Below are 21,657 nucleotides of genomic sequence, written 5' to 3'. Positions count from 1 at the left end.
CAATATGAAATTTATAAATATACATAAGTCACTTGTTGCCATTAGGTCAATTTGTATGCTGATCCTCTTGCTTGCAACACTTTCCGGGTGTAAAAAATGGTATGATCTTCCTGCCGATCTTGACTATTTTAGCGACAGGGTAGACTACACGCAACAAAACTTCTCTCCCGTGCTTGGGAGGACAACTCTATTTACAAATATTCTTAACTATGACAATTCTAGTCTTCCGCTAAAATTCGAAATGTTAAATGTCAGGAATATGGACGGCACTGCTGCTGACAATCTTACCAACGGGCAGCCTGTATTGGTTTGGACAGGAGCATATGACGGACTGGAGAAAAGTATGGAAGAGATTCAGGCAAAGCGCAAACTGGAAAACCATCCTCTTTGGGAACTGAGAAAATCCGGTGAACTCATGCTATGGAGGTCTGCAACGAATAATTTGATTCCGAATTATCAGGGCTCTGGCCTGCTGAATCCGGGAGGCTATCTTTTTGACATAAAAGTCTCCAATTCAGGAGGTGAAAAGACCATTAAAAATTTGGTTTTAAATCCACTAAGAGAAAGCCCGTATGATCCGACAAACCGGGATGCAGTTACGGGTCTCCAGAAAGATTCTATATTACCTACAGAATTGAGCGGCATGGTAGGGCAAAATAACAGAATCCTGTTATCTAACACGAATAAGGACGTTTACATTTATTTCAAAAGAAAAGGGGATGGACATTCACTTACTTTTAAGTTTATCGATAAGAACAATGCTCCCATAAATACAAATGCTTTTAATAAAACAAAATGGAGTGAGCTGATCCACGGCTTTAACATGGTACAAACTCCTGATTTTGTACGGTATGACGTTGCCTATCCAATTCCTTTGGTCAAAATACCAACAAAATACACTACCAGTGATGGTTCAAAAGCTGCAGTAGCATTTGTTTATGACCGGCTGGGTTTTGACGGGATTAGGGAAACAGGGAGGCTGGCATTTAATTTCAGCATTTTTCGTGAAGGGGACTGGGAAATTATTTTCCACTTCCGCAATGAAAGTCCAAGGTTTCAAGATGAGTATTAATCCTTAAGCTAAATATTATAAAAATGACAAAGAAATTATTATTACTGTCCGTAGTTTTTATAACCTGTCTTGCTTTTCCGGGTTATTTGGCTGCGCAATCACAACAGGTGATTATCAAAGGTATTGTAGTTGATCGAGATACGAAAGAAGGTATTCCGGGAGTGTCCATTTTTTTAGATGGAACTGCACCCAGGGGGATCGCATCAACAGATGGAAATGGAAGGTATACGATTTCAGTTCCCCTGCAGGCAGGGCTTATTTTCCGGTACATCGGATATAAAGAACAGAAAATTAAATTGAAACCGGACCAGGTTTCCCTGAATATAGGCTTGGCTGTGTCTTCATCGGCTATGGATGAAGTTGTAGTCCGAGGTTATCAGAAACGTTCGAAAGAGACCAGTACGGGAGCTTCTTTTACAGTAAGTGGCAAAGAGATACAGGATATACCGGTTTCAAATGCTGAACAGTTGCTGCAGGGTAGAGTAGCAGGACTTAATGTACAGGTCAATACCGGAGCACCAGGTTACCGGGGTTCGATAGCTATCAGGGGTATTTCAGGAATGGATATATCCGGTTCCGGAACAAGTTCATTTTTAAATCCGACTTCTCCTTTATATGTTATTGATGGGGTTCCCGTGGAAGCAGATGATGCAGGTGGATTTACGTATGGATTTAATTCGGCAGGCCCGGGTGTGAGTCCGCTTTCACTGATCCCTCCTGAAGATATTGAAAGTATTGAAGTGCTGAAGGACGCTCAGGCAACGTCATTATATGGTTCCAGAGGTGCATTCGGTGTGATCCTGATTACCACACGACGCGGTAATTCAGTAATACCTCGAGTTCGTTATACGGCTAATTTCTTTGCCAATAACAGCCCCAAATTGCGTGAAACATTGGGTGGTATATCAGAGAGGCAGGCTAAGATCAATGAAATATTGGCAACAGGAACCTATTCTGATATACAAAGGATCGCTTCTACACCCATGTTAGCCGATAGTTTGAGTCCTTACTTTAATAATTCCACCGACTGGCAGGATGTCTTTTATCGTACTACTTATAATACCAGTCATAATTTAAACATTGATGGTGGTAACGATAAATTTAATTATAAAACCAATTTTGGTTATTACGGTGAAAATGGCATTATCGAGAATACTGGCTTTAAGCGTTATACGCTGACCACAAATATGAATTATAAACCCAATGAAAGGTTCAGTGTCTTTATTAACCTGACCGGTGGTATTGGCAAACAGAATAAGGGCGACGGCCAGGGGATTTTCCAGACCGGCGTAGGTAACAATGCTGCTGCTTCAACATTGCTTCCCGGACCCTCTTTATTTCAAACCAGTGGCGATGTGCTAAAATCACTTGCGATAAAGAATGACAATTTGACGAAGAATCTCCGAACAAATGTCGATGTGGGTTATGTGCTGTTCCCTGGTTTTCGGGTTTCTACAAGCGGAAGTTATGATTACGCTGTAGGGGTAGAGGAAACCTTTACCCCGGCGGCTGCCAATTCCCTTTATTCAGGGGTATACTCTTATAATGACCGTAATTCTACCCTTTACAACAGAAGTGGCTTTACCTATTCTAAAAGCTTAGGAAACGGTGACCACAACTTTTTTCTGAATACCTTCAGCGAGGTTTACATGAAAAGGTTTCAGGCTTCCTTCATTATCCAACAGCGAACGCCGAATGACCAGTTCCAGGGACCTCTTGGCGCAAGCAGTTATTATTCAAGAGGAGGGGGGGTTCTGGGTAATTACAACAAAGAACATACAGTGTCATTCGCCAGCGGTTTTTCCTACGACTATAAAAAGAAATATGTACTGGACCTGACCTACCGTTTAGATGCATCTTCTGTTTCAGGGTTTGACAATCCGTTCTCTAAGAATCCTTCTATAGGTTTTCGCTGGAACTTTAACAAAGAAAATTTTCTGGCCGATATTAAGTGGCTGACATTTGCCGATATGCGTTTAAGCTGGGGCCGCAATATACAGCCTACTGGTAATATCTATTCATTATATGGCACCTATACGCCTACAGGAAATTATGTTGGTGTACCTAGAATAGGATTAAATTATGGTACTTTACCAAATAGTGTTCTTAAACCTTCAACAAATACGACTTATAATTTCGGAGTAGATGTCGACCTGTTTGACAGTAAGGTCGGACTGATATTTGATACTTATTTAAAAAGAGTAACCAATCTCAGCCGTTCTGTAGACCTGTCTACTATGGCCGGATTCTCAAATGTATCGAGTAACGACGCCGGACTCGTGGATTATGGATATGAACTCACTGTATCGGTAAGGCCATTGTCAAAAAGCAGTCCTGTAAACTGGAGCTTGTCAGTTAACGGCGCGATAAACCATGACATCTTAACAAGATTGCCAGGAAACGTGAATCAGATCGTTCAGAATGGTGCTGCTGTAGGAGATCCGGCCACAGTTTTACGTGTTGGCCGAAATACACTTTCCAATTTTCTCTTAAAAAATAACGGAGTCTATGGCAGTAATTCCAGTGTTCCTGTGGATCCTGGTACCGGATTTCTATACCGTACCGATGCCTCTGCCACAGCTTTCTTTCAGGCAGGCGACCCCATATGGGAAGATACAGACGGTGATTATGTACTTACAGAAAAGGACAGGCAGGTTTTAGGTAATTCTCAGCCAATTGTCACAGGAGGATTAAGCAGTTATATTGCCTACAAGAACTTTTCTTTAAACATTAGTGGCTCTTTTACAATGAAAAGAGATATTATCAACGATGCTTTGGCCTCCAGACTGAGACTGGTCAACAATCCTTTCGGTGATCGCGTTTACTTACCGCTGAGTGATTTAAATTACTACAGTCCAGGTGCGGTGAATGCTACATATCCGAATCCTTTTGATTATACCAGAACGGGTACAATTAATCCCTTCAGATCTAATCAGTCTATATTTCAGGAGGACGGAACCTACTTCAAGCTGAATAGTCTTTCTCTGGGATACACCTTAAACAAAGAATTCACCAAAAGTCTGGGAATAAATGTGTTAAGATTTTACCTCTCATCGAACAACGTATTTACGCTGTCTTCTTATTCTGGCCCAAACCCTGAAAACGTAACTGCCCTGGGGTACGATGCTTCAGGTGGCTATCCTGTTGCCCGTACTTACAACCTTGGAATTAATGTAGAATTTTAATGATTTATGATAATCAACAGAGTATGAAAAAATATACTATTTTTATATTGTTTATATCGATTTTCTTAGGACAGATTGGCTGTAAGAAATTCCTGGATGTAAAACCGCTTGATAAATTAAGCGGGAATATTTTCTGGGCATCTAAAGCTGATGCCGAGTCCTTCACCAGCGATTTATATGCAAAGCTTAGGGGTAAACTTACCAGTACCTCTTTCATTCCGGCAACCGGCGAACTTCGTTCCGGTTATATCAGAGCCACAATTGCCAACAATACCAACGCTGCCGCCGAAAAAAATATACGTCTTGTTTATGAACAATTTGCTGTAAATAACCTCATGGGTGGTACGGGTGTACTTTCCACTAATGCTGCATGGAATGGTCTAGGATTTTCTTCCATCACCCAATGGTATGATTTTTATTCAGTGATACAGGGCGCTAATATATTATATGACAGGGTCGACAAGGGAATCCCCGGACTAAGTGCTGCAGAAACAAGCCAGTATAAAGCAGAAGCCGCTTTTATCAGATGTCTGACTTACTTTTTGATGGTTCGTTTGTATGGTGATGTGCCTTACTATATACTACCGTATCAGCAAGATCCTCTGCCGAGAGAAAATTTTGTTTCCGTATTAAATAAATGCATAGCGGACCTCAAACCCAAAGCAAATGATCTTCCGCTGGCGTTTTCTGATCCGGCATTAAGAGCCGTCCGGGCTACCCGCGGAGCAGCACTGGATTTATTAATGAATATGAATATGTGGAATGCGGGATTTGACAAAGCCAACAAGGACAAATATTATCAGGAAACTGCAGATAGGGGGGATGAGTTGATAAAAAGTAATGTCTATACTTTGATGCCCCTGGAGAATTTTAGTGAAGTCATGAAGGGAAGGAGTACTGAGGGAATATTCGAATTCAACCAAAGTATTAACTACGAACCAACAGCGCCGAATTTCAGGGCATTTTTTGGGGAAATCATGTTGAAGTATCCCAATAAGGCCACCGGCGGGGAGAACAATTCCAGTCATGGCTATTTTAGAGCGGATTATTTGCTGAGACTGTACCCGACAGGTATTTCAGACAAGCGGAGGGATCTCTGGTTTGACAATTTTATGTTATCTCAGGATGGCAACTTTCAGCTATTGAAATTTAAAGGAAGCCTGGCTTCAAACGTTACAGGGCCTTCGGGTATTCCGGAATGGGACCTCATCATTTTCCGGTATCCGGATGCGATTTTGCTACGTGCGGAAGCCCTGGCTGAATTAGGGCAGGATGGTGATGCTATAAAAATGCTGGATATGGTAAGAACGCGGGCAATTACTCCGGGCTATACAGGTGCAGGAGGACAGCCATTAAAAGATGCAATTTTTAATGAGCGCTGTAAAGAACTGATGGGTGAAGGATATCTCTATTTTGATTTGATACGTACAAACAGGATTCTGGACCCGCTATGGACACTTAATCCGTTAACACAAGATCAGTTTAATCGTGGGGGCTGGACCTGGCCGATAAATAGTTCTGCACTCCATAACAATCCTTATATGAAATTAAATGAATACTGGCAATAACAAGATGGAAAGAATTATGAAAACGTATTTAACATTTACAAATACCGGAGTTTGGCTTGGTCTTGCTCTCCTGCTGGTATTTGCCTCGTGTAGAAAAGATGAGTATTATTTTGACGGAGGTGTTCAGAATCCGGTATTTGATGGCAATATGCTTCAGTATCTGCAGTCCAAGCCGGGATCTTTTGACACAATTTCTTCTATTATAAAAATAGCAGGTCTCGAAAGAGAATTTCAGGACGATAACCTTACCTTTTTCGCACCAACAGACGAAGCGGTCAGACTTGCCTTAAAAGATGCGAATCAACTTTTATACCAACGGGGCCGGGACACGTTAAAGGTTCTTGAGGATATAAGTCCGGAGATTTGGCGTAAATACCTGATGAGATACATGTTTAAGGGAGCGAACAAGGTAAATGATTATTATCAGCTCGATCTGACATTGCAGGCGGTATATCCCGGGCAGAGTTACTATTCCTATAACAAAACGATCTTAAATATAGGGGTGATATATGATGATATCAATGGAATTAAGTACGCAGGTTACAGGCACCTGGCGATATCCTATATTCCTGATCTGAACAGGCCCCTTGAAAACTGGCTCAGAACAGATGTCTCTTCTTCAGACATTCAACCTACCAATGGTGTTGTGCATACGCTTAGGCTAGATCACCGATTTGGTTTCGACTTTGGTTTTGTCAATGAAATATATTCCAGCAGATAAAAAAGAACAGATATTTAATACTAAGACAATGAAATTAAAACATACGAGCATATTATTACTTTGTCTGGCGACCGCTTTTATTAGTGCCTGCGAAAAAAGTAAAGTTTACGAAGATCCTTACAAAAAAGGAAAAGAACCATTGGGGGTAAAAGTCAATCTTGCAGTACCCCCTACCCCGCAAGAGGGGGAAGGCGGAACCGTTACGACTTTTGCAGCGACCGGACTGATCCCCTACGAAGACCAAATCGTTTTCTCTTTTAACGGTCAGGAGGCAGAAATTATTGCGGTTACTGAAAACGGCATAAGTGTTAAAGTGCCTGAAACTGCAAGCTCAGGCGCTACTACTTTGACGATTGGCGATCAGGTATTTTTCGGGCCTAAATTTAAGGTGATCGGGAAGATCAGTATTGATCCTGAATTCAGAGTTAAAGGGGGGGCAGATAAGGGTGTAAATTATGCACTGGCAGTAAGTGATGAGCGTTTTATACTGGTGGGCTCATTTACAGACTACGATGGCAGAGGCTTAATTTCACCCGTAAATCGTATTGTGCGCACATTTAGTGATGGCAGTGCAGATGTGACGTTTCGTTCCGGGGGGGCAGATGGAACACTGAACAGTATCGTCCCATTGAATGATAAATTCATTACAGGGGGAAGTTTCTCCAGTTTCTTTCACGAAAGATCGGCACTGACCAATATCAACAATATCACCAGGTTGTCCTCAAACGGAGAAGTGGATTCTGTCGGTGTTGATACGTACAGCACTACCCATAGTATTGCACCAGGCATTCCTGCGACAGGGAAGAAGAAATATGTTCCTGTATTTAATGGAGGAACCAATTCAACCATTGATGAGGTCTTCAATTTTCAAAATAAGATAATTGCTGTGGGAAATTTCAGATACTATGTGAAACACAGGTATGACGTTCCAAGAAAACCTGTTACGATTGGTAGCATCACCATTACAAGTGACAGTCTCGTTGTGGACAGTACCGAGGCGCCTCAGGTTATACGTTTGGATGATAAAGGTTCCTTAGATCAGACATATCGCACAGGTTTAGCTGGCGGTAACGGAACTATATCCAATTCCTTTATGCAGGCTGACGGAAAGCTAGTTGTGGTTGGTAATTTCAATAACTTTGACGGAATAGCTGCAGGACGTATCGTCCGCCTGAAATCCGATGGTACCGTTGACGCGACGTTTAACAGCGGTTTGGGGGCTGACAGATCAATTTATACAATAACCTACAATGCGATCTCCAACAAGTACCTGATATCGGGATCATTTACCAGTTATAACGGCACTCCGGCAGCTGGTGTTGCGCTGCTCAATGCTGACGGATCCCTGGATAATTCATTCAGCTCAAAGGGTTTTTCATCTGAGGGTATACCTGTCTTTGCCAAACAATTGTCAAATGGTTTGATTATTGTCAACGGCAGTTTTACAGGTTATAACGGTATCAGACGTGCCAGTTTTATGGTATTAACGCCTGCCGGAGAACTGGCGAAAGGATACAACGCTATCGGTGAATTGAAAGGATCATTAAGTGATCTGTATGAGACAACCACTTCCAATGGGAAAATAGCGGTCATGCTCCTGGGTGCATTTACCGAAATAGATGGTACCCCGGTTTCCAATATCACCAGGTTAGTGTTTGAGAATTAAACCAGAAAATCGGCAATAGTTTTATTGTTTAAAATATAATATGAAATCATAATGAGTTTACAATCACAAGTATTGAAATATAGGTTAATAACAGGGATGTTATTAATTCCTATCCTTGGATCGATCATGTCATGCAACAGTGAATTCGATAAGCTGTTGCCTTCGCGGGAGTACAATGATTCAACAAGCGCGATAGTTAAAACCCGCAAAGTACTCTACCTGATCGTGGACGGCGCAAGGGGATGGTCGGTAAGGGATGCTAATGCTCCAAATGTCATGTCATTACTAAAAAATTCAACTTATTCCTGGAATTCCCTAAGTGACAGTTTAGGGACTAATGGTAATGGATGGGCAGATCTGATGACAGGAGTAAAGAAAAATAAACATAAGATTACAGATGATTCTTTTGCAGGAAATCAACTGGCGCAGTATCCGGTGATATTCCAGCGGATCAAAGCTTCACGACCTGAAACCCGTATTGCTTCGTTTGCGTCTTCTACAATATTTAAGGACAATCTTACCACAGGTGCGGATGTAAGTCAGTCGTTTAACTCAGATGCAGAAGTTAAGACAGCGGTTGTAGCAGAACTCGGTAGTGACATAGCTTCACTGATTGTTGGACAATTTGATGCTATTGATATTGCCGGAGCACAATTTGGATATGATGATTCTGTTCCTGAATATAGAAATGCGATCCTTCAATTTGATCAGTATCTTGGTGAAATGCTGACCGCATTAAGATCAAGAAGAGATTATGCAAAAGAAGACTGGCTGGTTGTCATTACCTCGAACCATGGGGGCCAGGCAATGATCCCGCCTGCCCAGGATGATAAAACGGTATTCAGTTATCCGAAAGCAAATACGTTTACAATAGCCTACAATGCTGGTTATAAACCATATCTAATAAACAAACCGTTTACCGGAAATAAATATACAGGCAAATTTTTACGGTTGTACTCTGCTCCGGCAAACAATACCGCAACAATAGCAACTTCAGTACGTGCAGAGGTTAAAAATAATAATAGCATATACAATTTTGGAGATACTACATCATTCACGATTGAATTAAAAGTGAAAAAGAATATTCGGGGAACCAGCTTTGTCTATGAATGGCCCGTATTCTTTTCAAAAAGATTTGATAAAACCAAGAGTGTTGGCAATGGGTGGGCTTTTGCCTGGGAATCAAGTAAATGGCGCTTTTTTATGGGAAGTCAGGGCGTTGGTCATCAGGCCGCTGATGATCCGACCACTCTTGTCGATGGCAACTGGCACAGTTTAGCTGTAGTTGTATATAATAAAAATTTCTTAAGAACGATAAGGTATTTCAGAGATGGCAAACAGGTAGCTGAGTTGTCAATTGCCAGTTCGGTGAAGTTGGGGACGATGAACAATTCCGCGCCGTTGGAAATGGGTTTTATTCCCGTTGACACAGGACAGCCGTTTGATGGCTTTTTAAGTGATATACGCATCTGGAAAGCGCCGTTGTCTGATGCAGTTATTGCTCAGTATGCCTGCGATAGCCGTATTACTGAATCTCATCCTTATTGGAATCGTTTGATTGGTTACTGGCCGGCTAATGACGGAAGCGGATTGATCATTAAAGATGAAAGCCCTGCAGGGAATGATTTTCATATTTCCGTGGGTACAGGAACTACCTTACAATGGACGGATCAGAATGATGTGCTGTGCCCACCCCCAACTGGAAATCTTGCTAAGTTAGTGCCTAATACGGTCGATGTGCCAAGTCAGATTTTAAGCTGGTTGGCCATTACTCCTCCAGAAACATGGGGTCTGGATGGTAGAGTATGGCTTAATCAGTAATACTTAACTAAAATGATGACCCGCCGCTGAGATTGACTGCCAGCGGCGGTTTGTTGTCATAGCGATAAAGCATGCTCTGATGACGGGAGATCTGTAAATAATAATTTTTAATGTTGATGTGTCAATCAAATTTAAATTGGATAGCTGTTGTTTCTCGGGAGACCTCATATCCAGCTGATAAATAAGGCTCAATCAATGGTATCTAAACAAATCTAATCAAACTATGAAAGTGATAAAAAGAATTTACAAAGACATCTTAGGCGCCTTATGTTTTTTAATCGTATTAATCGTAATTAATGCCTGTAAAAAAACAACTAAAGACCCGGTTGAAACGGAAAACCCTCCTCAGGAAAAGCCCTTTGCTTTTGTTCATCCTGGTTTATTACATACGCAGAAGGATTTTGACCGTATGAAAGCGAAAGTTGCGGCCGGTGCGCAGCCATGGAAAGCAGGATGGGAAGTCTTGATTGCCAATTCACATGCGTCGCTGAATTATAAACCTAATCCTACCGTTAAGATTATCAGGGGAGGGGGTACTATTGAAGAGCCTATGGGTGATAATTATACCAGAGCATATAATGATGCCGCTGCGGCTTATCAGCTAGCTTTACGATGGAAAATATCCGGTGATGATGCTTATGCTGCCAAAACGGTAGAAATTTTAAATGCATGGGCCACAACATGCACTGGTATTAGCGGCGACTCCAATGCCTACTTGGCTTCCGGACTTTATGGTTATCAGTTTGCGAACGCGGCTGAAATAGTACGGAGCTATAGTGGGTGGTCAGCTGCGGATTTTACAAAATTCAAAAATTTCATGGTTGAAGTGTTTTATAAGAGATCCCTGGATTTCCTGACAAGGCATAATGGAACCTGTTCATCACATTACTGGACAAACTGGGATGCCTGTAACATGTCCACAGTCCTGGCTATAGGGGTCCTTTGTGATGATCAGGACATGTTTAATAAGGCAGTGACCTATTTCAAAAGTGGTATAGGGATGGGAAACATAAACAACGCGGTATACGTCATCTTTCCGGGTAATCTTGGTCAGGGTCAGGAATCTGGCCGCGATCAGGGACATGCGACTTTAAATATCTCACTATTGGGTGCATTTTGTCAGATGGCCTGTAATCAGCAAGAAGATTTGTTCGCTTATAGTGGTAGCCGTTTTTTAGCGCTTTGTGAATATACAGCAAAATACAATCTGGGTGAAGATGTGCCCTATACGCCATATAGGAATTGTGAAAATACGTACCAAACAGTAGTTTCTCCCGATGGAAGAGGGGCTATACGCCCCTGCTGGGAGTTGGTATATAACCACTATGTCAATGTAAAAGGTTTGCAGGCTCCTTATTCAAAGAGATTTGCTGAAAAAGTAAGACCTGAGGGAGGCGGAGGCAATTACGGCGGAAATAGCGGCGGCTTTGACCAGTTGGGTTTTGGCACTTTAACCACAACAATGGATCCGGTAACTCCCTAGGTAGACCTTCAAGCACCGGTCGCCTCTACCCATTATTTAATAATGCGGTTGAATCTCTATTCCCGGGAGGAAATTAAAGGCCTCGGTCTGCCTGATCCTGGCATTATTACCCCCCCGAGAGGTGGCACTATGGAGATAGCTGAAAACTAAGTAATAACAATTTTCAAAGGAGTTTTTTTAAAATGAGTATAAATGCTTTTTTCTGTTGTCGCAATAAAAACCATGGAATTATGATAAACATGCTAAACAAACCAGTGAAGATTTTAACTTTTCTTGCCTGTGTATTTTTAAGTATTTGTACACCTGCCCGTGCGCAGCTGATTGCATATAAAGCTCCAGCAGGTGTTAAATTAAATCCTGATTTCGCGGTCAGCGTCAGGGAGGAAGGTAAATTGTGGCAATCATTACCGTCTTACCCGGCAAAGGTAGTTCAAGTAACGGATGGTAAGAATCGTGTACAAACAACGTCTTTTGCTTATTTCGATTTTTCCGGAAAAGTGGAAGTATCAGTTGCATACACTAAGGGTACTGTGAAAGACGTAAAAATCCGGCCTTTGTCTTATGGTATTGTTCCAGTTGTAAAAGGCAATACGATAACTTTTTCATTAACTGATCCAAGAAATATCTCAATAGAAGTCAATGGGGATCTCTATCATAATCTCCATTTGTTTGCGAATCCTCTGGAAACTTCAAGACCTTCGCCAACCGATACCAGTGTAATTTATTACGGACCTGGGGTACATTATGCAGGAACGGTAAAAGTTCCTTCGAATAAAACAGTCTATATCGCCGGGGGCGCTGTTGTTCAGGCTCATTTTGCAGTAAGAAATGCAGAAAATATCCGTATTATCGGTAGAGGGATAGTTACACAAATGGCAGATTTTGAAGATCCGGTTTCCAAAACAGCTCCTATTTTGCCGATTGTCAAGCAACAAAGACAATATGATGAGATCAGAATTGAATACGCTAAGAATGTAGAAGTGAGCGGGATTGTTATATTGCCCCACAGATACAGTATAGTATCCGGACAGTCGAAAAATGTGACCATCAGCAATATCAAATCATTCAGTTCTGAAGGATGGGGTGACGGCATAGACATTTTCTGTAGTACCGATGTATTGATTGACCGGGTTTTTATGCGAAATTCGGATGATTGCATTGCAATTTATGGAACCAAACAGGGCTTTAGCGGGAATGTAGACAATCTCAGGATCAGTAACTCAGTACTTTGGGCCGATATTGCTCATCCAATATTAATAGGAACCCACGGTAATTCTAAAAATCCTGAAATCCTTGGGAATATGAAAATCACAAATATTGATATCCTTAACGAAAGTGAAAATCAGATCGATTATCAGGGTTGTCTTTCCTTAAATGCAGGAGACAGTAACTTAATCAAGGACATCAGCTTTGAGGATATCCGGGTAGAAAATATCCGGAAAGGACAGCTAATTAATATGCGTGTAATGTATAATGCGAAATACAATACTTCGGCTGGAAAAGGAATTGAGAATATCTATTTTAAGAATATTTCCTACAATGGCAGCCCTCTGGGCTTATCTATTATAGCTGGCTATGATGAAACCCGAAAAATAAAAAATATCACATTCGAAAATCTTAAGATAAACGGGAAAGTAATCGCAGACAAAATGCCTGGTAAACCAGCCTGGTACAAGACAGGTGACTTTGCCAATTTTTTTATCGGAGAACATGTTGAAAATCTAACATTTATTACATCAGAAAAATAGATGCAAAAAATTTATCGCAAGGTGTTCCTATCATTGCTATTTCCCCGTTTAGTTTCATGAGCTTTTAAAGACAATAGCAACCTGGTATTGATAAGCTTGAGCACGAGATGATATACACGGCAACAGTAAATAATAAATAAGTTTAACAGTTAAAATTGTTGATTTTTAGAGTATAGAGAAGCTATGGGTTTGTCGTAACCCAACAATAACAAATAATGTTTAATAACAAATAACCATAAACACATGAATACTTTTCTTAAATACCACTTAATAGCCCTTTCCTTTATTGCACTGGTAACAAGTGCTTTTGGGCAAGAACAAAAAATCATCAGGCCGGGAGAAATATGGCCGGATGACCAGGGCAAGCACGTTCAGGCGCATGGCGGAGGCATCATTTTGATAAATAAAACCTATTATTGGTATGGAGAAGAGCGTTCAAAAGGCCTTGACACAGCTTATCGGTACGTAAGCTGTTATTCATCCACAGATCTTGTAAACTGGAAATTTCGGGGAGATGTTGTCAAGATGTCTGATCCGGAAAATTTAGGCAGCAAATGGGTACTGGAAAGACCAAAGGTATTCCATAACAAAAAGACCGGAAAATATGTAATGTATTTTCACCTGGATAACAAAAGTTACAAAGTGGCAAGAGTTGGTATTGCTGTCAGTGACAAGCCTGACGGACAATTTACTTATGTAAAAAGTTTTCGCCCTCTTGGGCATGAAAGCCGGGATATCGGACAATTTATAGATGATGACGGCACGGCATATCTGGTCTTTGAAGACCGTCCTTTTGGCTTCCGGATTGCAAAACTTTCTGAGGACTATATGAATGTTGAAAAAGAAATGAGCTTAATTAAAGCGCATATGGAAGGCGGGGCCATTGTTCATTATAACGGTCTTTATTATTCAATAGGCTCGGCTTTAACAGGATGGAAGGCAAATCCAAACAAATATGCTACCGCACCCTCTCTGGAGGGTCCGTGGACCGAATTTAAGGATATAGCTCCTCCAGGGACCAATACCTACGGTTCTCAGTCTACAATGCTTATAAAGGTAGCCGGTACGAAATCTACCACAGTGATCTTTATGGCAGACATCTGGAAACCTTCAACTCAATGGGATTCCAGATATATATGGATGCCTCTTGAGATAGGAGAGGGTAAGTTATGGGTGCCGGAGCCAAAACCCTGGTCACTTAACGTAGAAACCGGAGAATGGAAATATGTACAAGGCGGAAATACGATAAATAAATAATAGTTGATCATGAGCAGAAACATCTTTTGCGGTTTTATTGGCATATTGGCCATGGTTGTGCTTATAAATACAGTGGCCTTCTCTCAGACATCTGTATGGCAGTGGTCAGCATTGGTAAAAAACGCGAAAGATAATAATGGTCAGGCACGAGCCTTTTTATGGATACCGCCGGATTGTAAAAAAGTCAGGGCAGTTATTTTTGCGCAAAATAATATGGAGGAGCAGTCTATATTGGAGAACCCCGGTTTCAGGAAGGAGATGGGCAGGCTGGGTATTGCGCAGGTATGGGTAAGCCCTGCTTCAGATCTTTTCTTTCGTTTTAATGAGGGTGCGGCAGAAACCTTTACCAGTATTATGAATGATCTTGCAGAAGTATCCGGTTATAATGAACTGCAATATGTCCCTTTTATAGGTATGGGACATTCAGCTGCAGCAAGTAACCCTTATTACATGGCTGCCTGGAATCCCGAAAGAGCGCTGGCTGCGATATCTGTCAGTGGCCAGTGGCCATATTTCCGGGCTAAGCCCTTCGCTCCGGATATATGGGGTGATCGCAACATTAATTATATCCCCAGTCTTGAAACAATGGGTGAATATGAATCGGCTGGTTCCTGGTCTGCAGAAGGATTAAAGGAACGCCAAAACTATCCATTAATGCCCTTAAGTATGCTTGCATGTCCGGCGGAGTTTCATTTCGCGGCTTCTGATGCCAAAATTGCCTATATCGGATTGTATATAAAAAAAGCAATGCAATACCGTATGCCGAAAGGTGCACCCGAGGGTCAGGCCCCTAAATTGATACAGATAGATCCTACAAAGACAGGCTGGCTGGTCGACAAATGGCATTTTGATGAGCCGGCCACGGCTGAACCGGCACCGATTCACCAATATAAAGGAAATCCTGCTCAGGCATTTTGGTATATAGATCAGGAGATGGCTGAGGCGACCGCCGCTTATCAGGCAAAACACCGTAGCCAAAAAACACAATTAATAGGTTATGTACAACAGGACCGGATATTAGCTCAACGTAATGTTCATCAACAGTTTAATCTGAAATTTGAGCCGGAGGCAGATGGTATAACTTTTAAAATACACACTGCATTTTATGATACTGTTCCCGGCGGTAGTCCGCGCCCTGCGGGCTGGGCTCACATGCGGGCTGGCTCAGTTATCGGTCATGCACAGGGAAATCTCCCCATAAAGGTTGACCGCATTACAGGTCCTTTTGTCAAAATCAATGACACCACTTTCAGGGTTAACCCTCAGAAGGGTTTCTGGCAATCTTCACATAGCTATGAATTGTGGTTTTCGGCCAGTCACCCGGGAAATGCCGAATATAAACCGGCAGTACAGCAGGCGATGATGCAGATTCCCCCTAGAAATACCAGAGGCAAGGAACAGCACATTGCTTTTTCAGCGATCCCAAATCAATCGAAAAACAAAAAAGGCATAAAATTGGAAGCGACCTCAGATGCAAACGTGCCGGTTGGATTTTATGTACAGGATGGCCCCGCAGAAATAGTGGATAACCATTTGAACATTACAACCATACCGCCCCGCAGCAAGTTTCCTGTAAAGGTCACCGTTGTCGCTTGGCAGTATGGCAACAGCAATCAACCTCAGCTGCAAACTGCTGTCCCTTTTGAACGCACTTTTTTGATCACTAATAAATAATTATCAACAGAAAAGCGATGATCCGTAAGCTCATTATTTTATTCACATTCATTTTTATTGGTATAAATGGCAAGGCACAATACCGCCCACAAGATCAGATCTATCAGTATGCTGTAAAAATGGGCGGACGAAGTGTTTATTTGTGGATACCTCCTCACTGTAAGGAGGTTAAAGGCGTAATTGTTTCCCTTTCTAATCTGTTAGAGCGAAACTGGCTTGAGGACCCTATCATCAGAAGTACGGCAGCTGACATTGGCCTGGGTATCATTTGGGTCGGTCCAGATAAACGGGGCAGTCAGGTTTTTACGGCAGATATGAAGCCGGGAATGGATCTTATCTTTCAGCAGATGATGGATGATCTGGCCACGCAGTCAGGATATGCTGAACTCAAAACAACGCCGGTTATTCCAATGGGTCACTCCGCAAACGGGCATTTTGCCTGGACTTTTGCCAACGCATTTCCCGATCGCACCATCGCCTGTATTCCTGTCAAAACTATACCTCTGCCTGAAGCCCTGGGATTTAAGAACATTCCATTTTGTTATATAGTGGGTGAAACCACAGAATGGCCCCAATACCGGGTACCGGATCCCGCTACCAAACCCGGAGACCGCGATTTTTACTGGCCTGTAGTTCAAAAGGGCGCATTGGTGCTGAGGGCAGAAAATCAGGACAATTTGATCGGTGTGGTAACCGATCCTGGTGGTGGTCATTTTGACTGGTCAGATCACCTGGCACGGTATATCGCCCTTTATATTCGCAAAGCCTGCCAATACCGCTTATCCGCAAAACCAAATGGCCCCTTAAGACCTGTCAACAGATTGTCTGGCTGGTTAACCGGTACAGGCGGTATGGAAAAGGACGAATTTTTAGCGGCTCCTTATCAGTCATATAAAGGAGGAAGCGCCAATGGCTACTGGTTCTTTGATAAAGAGACCGCTATGGCTGCAGTAGATTTTGAAGGGGACCGGATAAAACGGAAGAAACAAATGCTCACTTTTATACAGGATGGGCAATTGTTGCCGGTCGCAAAACTGGGCTACGCCGCATTGAAGTTCGTCCCCGATACAGATGGCATTTCTTTTCAACTGAAGGGTGGCTTTCTGCCTCAATTACCACCGGAACTTATAGGGTCCGGTCAAAAGCTCGGACATACTGAAAAAACACCTATTAAATTTCGGGTAATTACTGGTCCCGCGATACAAACGGGTCCATCTTCTTTCAGATTGCAGTTTGACCGTTCAGGCATGGGTGGCGAATTGTGGATTCAGGAAGAAAATGCTGGCGATGCTGAATACCGCCGTGCAGTGCAACCGGGAAAATTAAACATCCCGGCGAAGTTAACCGCAGGTAGACCTCAGGAAATAACATTTAATAAAATAGCCGACATCAAACCGGGTACCAGGCAAATGATACTGCAGGCCAAATCAAATGCCGGATTGCCGGTTGACTATTATGTGATTGCAGGGCCGGCTTATGTGGAAAAGGGCATGCTCAAATTTACACCCATCCCGGTAAAAAGTAAGTATCCGGTGAAAGTTGCTGTTGTCGCCTATCAATGGGGGCGAAATAACGGACGATTATATCAGTCAGCGGCACCTGTTGAACAAGTATTTTACATTGTCAGCAGGTAAAAATGGTCATCCAGAGAGAAATATTTAAATATCTTTTTGCAGGTTTGGGTACTGGAATTATTAAAGAGACGCGCAGGTGAGGATGACCTGTTTAACTGCAAGATAACAAAACAGCTAAAGGAGATTATTAAAGTCAATATAAAAAGTCAATATAAAAAACTATGATTCAAAAACAGTGTATTTTAAGTGTTCTGACAGTTGGTCTGCTGTTTTTTCAATTTAACCGCTTGGCTGCGTCATCAATTCAGGGAAAAGGAAAGATCATCAATGTAGCCAAAACAGGTAAGGACAGCAACGAGGGAACTGCAACTGCTCCTTTATTGACGATTGGTAAGGCCGAGACAATGGCCCAGCCAGGAGACAGGATCGTTGTTCACAAAGGAATTTACCGGGAAACGATTGTCCTGCATTCGGGAGGGACATCTGACGCCGGACGGATCGTTTATGTGGCTGCACCCGGTGACGAGGTAATCATTAAGGGCTCTGAAAGCATAAAAGAATGGAAAAAAAACGGGAACACATGGCGAGCTGAAATCGATAATAGCTTTTTCACGGATTTCAATCCGTTCACCGAATTGGTTAATAAAGATTCTTCATCCATGCACCTTGGTGAAGTTTATCTGGAAAATGAACCATTGAAAGAGAAAAAGAGTTTAGATGAGGTTGGCAATCTGGAAAATAGCTGGTATACTGTTCAGGGAAATGGAAAAACCATAATTATTGCGAACTTTGGACAGAATAATCCAAATCTAAAGCTTGCGGAAATCAATGTCCGTCAGTCCGCATTTTCCGCGGAAAAGCCAGGCGTTAACTATATTTCAATAGATGGCTTTAGCATTGCTCATATAGCCAGCCCGCCTGCATTTGTTAATGGGGCGCAGGCAGGGGCGATATCAACGAACGGGGGGACGCATTGGTCGGTCCAAAATTGTATCCTGCGCGATTGTAAGTCCGTAGCCATTTCAATCGGCCAAACCGGTCATGCTTATCCCGGAGCAAGCCCTAACAAACCACAATACAGCGATCTTTCTCAGGATATGAACACCGTAGGGCATCACTTAATTAAACATAACCACATTTTCCGTTGTGGTCAGGCCGGTGTGTTCGGTTTACTTCATGGAACCCGTAGTGAAATTACAGACAATTTGATAGAGGATATCAATGGCGAGGGAGACTACCCGGTATCAGAATCCGGAGGGATTCGTTTGGTACTTGCCGTTGATGTACTGATCAGTCATAACCTGATCAGGCGGGTTCATGGAGAATCAGGTTATGGCCTGTTTCTGGGTCCCTTATTCCAGGGCGCACGGATTTCCAGGAATGTAATCGCAGATACCAGAAAGAGCTGCATTTATCTTTACAATAGTCATGGCCCGGCACTAATTGACAACAACATACTTTCTGGTCCTGGTATATCAACAAGGGAAGGTGTGAAGATGATTAGTGCAGAGGCCAATGTATTTGTACAAAACCTCTTTTACAATTGTGGCTTTACCAATAACAGGGCACCGGGAAGATCATTTGCAACTAGTAATTTCCTGTCTCATTCACTGGTAATCAAACAAACCATTCCTGCGCTTCCCATAGATAACCGCTGGTACAGTAATTTATTTATTAAAGGTGGCCTTGAAGGGTTAAACGATGCTGCAAATTGTGAAGCAGACTATAATGTTTATGCAGATGGAGCTTCAATGAGTTCATGGGGAGATAAACACAGTAAGCGTGTGAATACAAGCAGCAATTTTAAACTGGTAAGCTCTGCCAAGCAAATAAATTTAATTTTTGACAGCCATCTGGTGCCTAAAATTTTAAGTCCGGAGCTTAACCCCGCCTTCCTTGGCTTTTTTACCTTAAGCAAGCAGTATCTGGAATTGCCTGACGGCAGGCCTATAACAGTCAACAAGGATTTTAGAGCAGCCCTGGCGGGCAAGACTGCTAAATTAGCAGGGCCATTTTACCAATACCCTGTGCCGGCCGTTAAAGGCCAGTTATTATTCGCTTATTAATAATCTCGTCATGAAAACTATTTATAAACTGTGCTTACCTGATAAATCAATGAAAGCCATATTTAAACTGATCATCCCGGTAATGATATTTTGTCCCTGCGTTTATTTACAGGCACAAGTCCTTCGGCTGGAAGCCCCGGCGGCATATCATCCAAAGGCATTTGTGCATCCAGGGTTACTGCATACCACCAATGATTTAAAAAGGATGAAAGAGATGGTAGCCAAAGGTACTGAACCATGGAAAAGCGGTTTCGATCTTTTTAAGGCCAGCCCTTATTCAAGTGCCCAATGGACCCCGCACCCTGTAGAACATGTCGAGCGCAGTTTGTTAGCCGGGGCCGGAAAAAATATTGGCTATTTGGAAAAAGATGTATGCGCGGCCTATCAGAATGCTTTAATGTGGGCCATTACAGGTAATGAAGTTCATGCAAAAAAAGCCATCGAAATTCTTAACGCATGGTCAAAAACGTTTAAAGTTTTTGATGGTACAGATGTGGAGCTGGGAGCCGGACTATGTGGCTTTAAAATGGCGAGTGCCGCGGAAATTATGCGGACTTACCCAGGCTGGGCAGCGGCTGATATCAAACAGTGCCAGGAAATGTTTATGAAGGTCTTTTATCCGCCTATCCAATACTTTGCACTCTGGGCGCATGGCAACTGGGATCTGGCCTGCATGAAGGGAATGATGGCTATCGGGGTATTTTGCGATAACCATGCGCTTTTTGACAGGGCTGTTGATTTTTACTATAAAGGTCCCGGAAATGGTAGCCTTACGCATTACATTGTCAATGAAAACGGGCAAATACAGGAAAGCGGTCGTGATCAGCCGCATACACAGCTTGGCATTGGCCACCTTTCAGAAATGTGTGAAATAGGTTGGAGCCAGGGAATGGATATGTACAGTGCGGTAAACAACCGCTTACTTAAAGGATTTGAATACACCGCCAAATACAACCTGGGAGAAGAGGTGCCGTTTGAACCTTATATGGATATTAGCGGGCGCTTTCCCGCCGCAAAAATTTCTACCAGCGGGCGTGGCGGACTGCGGTCTATTTTTGAAATGGTTTTAAATCATTATCAAAACAGAGCAGGGTTACCGGCAGAACTGTATAAGTACACTAAAATAGCCGCTGAAAAGTTACGGCCAGAAAAGGCGGGCTTTGGCGCAGATAATCCCGGATATGGCACTTTACTGTTCTCGTTAAAGGAAACAAAAAAATAAACTGAGTATATCCAAACACCTCCTGTTGTCAGTAGACTAAAAGATAGATTTGATGATGAGAAAAACTTACCTGCTTTGTTTTTTGGTAATATTAGGGTTAGGAGATTCATTTTGTGGTTTGGCAGCGGAGTGGCAATGGTCTGTACCAATTAAAAGTATAACTTCCGGTGAAACAAATGACCATCCTACCGCCTTTCTTTGGGTGCCATCCAATTGCAGGCAAATAAGAGGCGTGGTAATTGGTCAGCACAATATGCTCGAGGAGGGTATTCTGGAACACCAGGCATTTCGCAAAACTTTAAGTAGACTTGGCTTTGCAGAGATCTGGGTCACGCCGGCAACAGATATGGTCTTCAATTTTAAGGCTGGTGCCGGAGAAGTATTCAATGAAATGATGGACAGTCTGGCTGCCCAATCCGGTTACCAGGAACTTAAATTTGCCCCTGTGATCCCTATAGGCCATTCAGCGGCTGCAAGCTATCCCTGGAATTTTGCAGCGTGGAACCCAAGGAGGACGCTGGCGATATTATCCGTGCACGGAGATGCCCCGCTCACCAATCATACCGGCAGTGGCAGTCCAAATCCTGATTGGGGTGCAAG

The 21,657-nt window shown here is 42.6% G+C and carries 13 protein-coding genes and 1 pseudogene; all 14 read left to right on the top strand.

What is annotated here, in order from left to right; all coding sequences use genetic code 11:
- Positions 1-4 precede the first annotated feature (4 nt).
- Entirely contained in the window at positions 5-1,072 is a 1,068-nt protein-coding gene (locus VK541_RS10075; protein ID WP_324369549.1) for a DUF5007 domain-containing protein, read from the top strand.
- A 23-nt stretch (positions 1,073-1,095) separates the two neighbouring features.
- The gene (locus tag VK541_RS10070; protein ID WP_324369547.1) at positions 1,096-4,257 is read left to right on the top strand and encodes a SusC/RagA family TonB-linked outer membrane protein; all 3,162 of its coding nucleotides are present in this window, start codon (positions 1,096-1,098) and stop codon (positions 4,255-4,257) included.
- Positions 4,258-4,280: 23 nt separating this feature from the next.
- Positions 4,281-5,825 (top strand): RagB/SusD family nutrient uptake outer membrane protein, encoded by a 1,545-nt coding sequence (locus VK541_RS10065; RefSeq protein ID WP_324369545.1) that lies wholly within the window; start codon positions 4,281-4,283, stop codon positions 5,823-5,825.
- A 16-nt stretch (positions 5,826-5,841) separates the two neighbouring features.
- Complete coding sequence (locus tag VK541_RS10060) at positions 5,842-6,546, top strand: fasciclin domain-containing protein (RefSeq protein ID WP_324369542.1); 705 nt, start codon at positions 5,842-5,844, stop codon at positions 6,544-6,546.
- A 28-nt stretch (positions 6,547-6,574) separates the two neighbouring features.
- Positions 6,575-8,212 carry a DUF5008 domain-containing protein gene (locus VK541_RS10055; protein ID WP_324369540.1) on the top strand — a complete coding sequence of 546 codons (1,638 nt, stop codon included), beginning with the start codon at positions 6,575-6,577 and terminating at the stop codon, positions 8,210-8,212.
- Between the two features lie 126 nt (positions 8,213-8,338).
- Positions 8,339-10,033, top strand: coding sequence for a LamG-like jellyroll fold domain-containing protein (locus tag VK541_RS10050; RefSeq protein WP_324369538.1), 1,695 nt, complete (start codon positions 8,339-8,341; stop codon positions 10,031-10,033).
- Positions 10,034-10,256: 223 nt separating this feature from the next.
- Positions 10,257-11,516 (top strand): alginate lyase family protein, encoded by a 1,260-nt coding sequence (locus tag VK541_RS10045; protein WP_324369534.1) that lies wholly within the window; start codon positions 10,257-10,259, stop codon positions 11,514-11,516.
- 230 nt (positions 11,517-11,746) lie between these two features.
- Positions 11,747-13,264, top strand: a complete 1,518-nt coding sequence (locus VK541_RS10040; protein ID WP_324369532.1) for a glycosyl hydrolase family 28 protein — start codon at positions 11,747-11,749, stop codon at positions 13,262-13,264.
- A gap of 243 nt (positions 13,265-13,507) precedes the next feature.
- Positions 13,508-14,521 (top strand): family 43 glycosylhydrolase, encoded by a 1,014-nt coding sequence (locus tag VK541_RS10035; protein ID WP_324369530.1) that lies wholly within the window; start codon positions 13,508-13,510, stop codon positions 14,519-14,521.
- Between the two features lie 9 nt (positions 14,522-14,530).
- Complete coding sequence (locus tag VK541_RS10030; RefSeq protein ID WP_324369528.1) at positions 14,531-16,195, top strand: hypothetical protein; 1,665 nt, start codon at positions 14,531-14,533, stop codon at positions 16,193-16,195.
- A gap of 17 nt (positions 16,196-16,212) precedes the next feature.
- Complete coding sequence (locus VK541_RS10025) at positions 16,213-17,829, top strand: hypothetical protein (RefSeq protein ID WP_324369526.1); 1,617 nt, start codon at positions 16,213-16,215, stop codon at positions 17,827-17,829.
- Positions 17,830-17,990: 161 nt separating this feature from the next.
- On the top strand, positions 17,991-19,835 hold the full coding sequence (locus VK541_RS10020; RefSeq protein ID WP_324369524.1) for a right-handed parallel beta-helix repeat-containing protein: 1,845 nt from the start codon (positions 17,991-17,993) through the stop codon (positions 19,833-19,835).
- Positions 19,836-19,845: 10 nt separating this feature from the next.
- A complete protein-coding gene (locus VK541_RS10015) occupies positions 19,846-21,057 on the top strand; it encodes an alginate lyase family protein (protein ID WP_324369522.1) in 1,212 nt (403 codons plus the stop codon).
- A 52-nt stretch (positions 21,058-21,109) separates the two neighbouring features.
- Positions 21,110-21,657: pseudogene (locus VK541_RS10010) on the top strand (hypothetical protein); the annotation flags it as partial.

This window comes from Pedobacter sp., from assembly GCF_035317785.1.
Lineage (GTDB): Bacteria > Bacteroidota > Bacteroidia > Sphingobacteriales > Sphingobacteriaceae > Pedobacter.
Note: the sequence above shows the minus strand (reverse complement) of the source record. Positions and strands in the feature narration are given on the sequence as shown.

Coding starts and splice junctions, on each gene's coding strand:
- VK541_RS10075 (WP_324369549.1), top strand. CDS start 5: ATGAAATTTATAAATATACATAAGTCACTTGTTGCCATTAGGTCAATT.
- VK541_RS10070 (WP_324369547.1), top strand. CDS start 1,096: ATGACAAAGAAATTATTATTACTGTCCGTAGTTTTTATAACCTGTCTT.
- VK541_RS10065 (WP_324369545.1), top strand. CDS start 4,281: ATGAAAAAATATACTATTTTTATATTGTTTATATCGATTTTCTTAGGA.
- VK541_RS10060 (WP_324369542.1), top strand. CDS start 5,842: ATGAAAACGTATTTAACATTTACAAATACCGGAGTTTGGCTTGGTCTT.
- VK541_RS10055 (WP_324369540.1), top strand. CDS start 6,575: ATGAAATTAAAACATACGAGCATATTATTACTTTGTCTGGCGACCGCT.
- VK541_RS10050 (WP_324369538.1), top strand. CDS start 8,339: ATGTCATGCAACAGTGAATTCGATAAGCTGTTGCCTTCGCGGGAGTAC.
- VK541_RS10045 (WP_324369534.1), top strand. CDS start 10,257: ATGAAAGTGATAAAAAGAATTTACAAAGACATCTTAGGCGCCTTATGT.
- VK541_RS10040 (WP_324369532.1), top strand. CDS start 11,747: ATGATAAACATGCTAAACAAACCAGTGAAGATTTTAACTTTTCTTGCC.
- VK541_RS10035 (WP_324369530.1), top strand. CDS start 13,508: ATGAATACTTTTCTTAAATACCACTTAATAGCCCTTTCCTTTATTGCA.
- VK541_RS10030 (WP_324369528.1), top strand. CDS start 14,531: ATGAGCAGAAACATCTTTTGCGGTTTTATTGGCATATTGGCCATGGTT.
- VK541_RS10025 (WP_324369526.1), top strand. CDS start 16,213: ATGATCCGTAAGCTCATTATTTTATTCACATTCATTTTTATTGGTATA.
- VK541_RS10020 (WP_324369524.1), top strand. CDS start 17,991: ATGATTCAAAAACAGTGTATTTTAAGTGTTCTGACAGTTGGTCTGCTG.
- VK541_RS10015 (WP_324369522.1), top strand. CDS start 19,846: ATGAAAACTATTTATAAACTGTGCTTACCTGATAAATCAATGAAAGCC.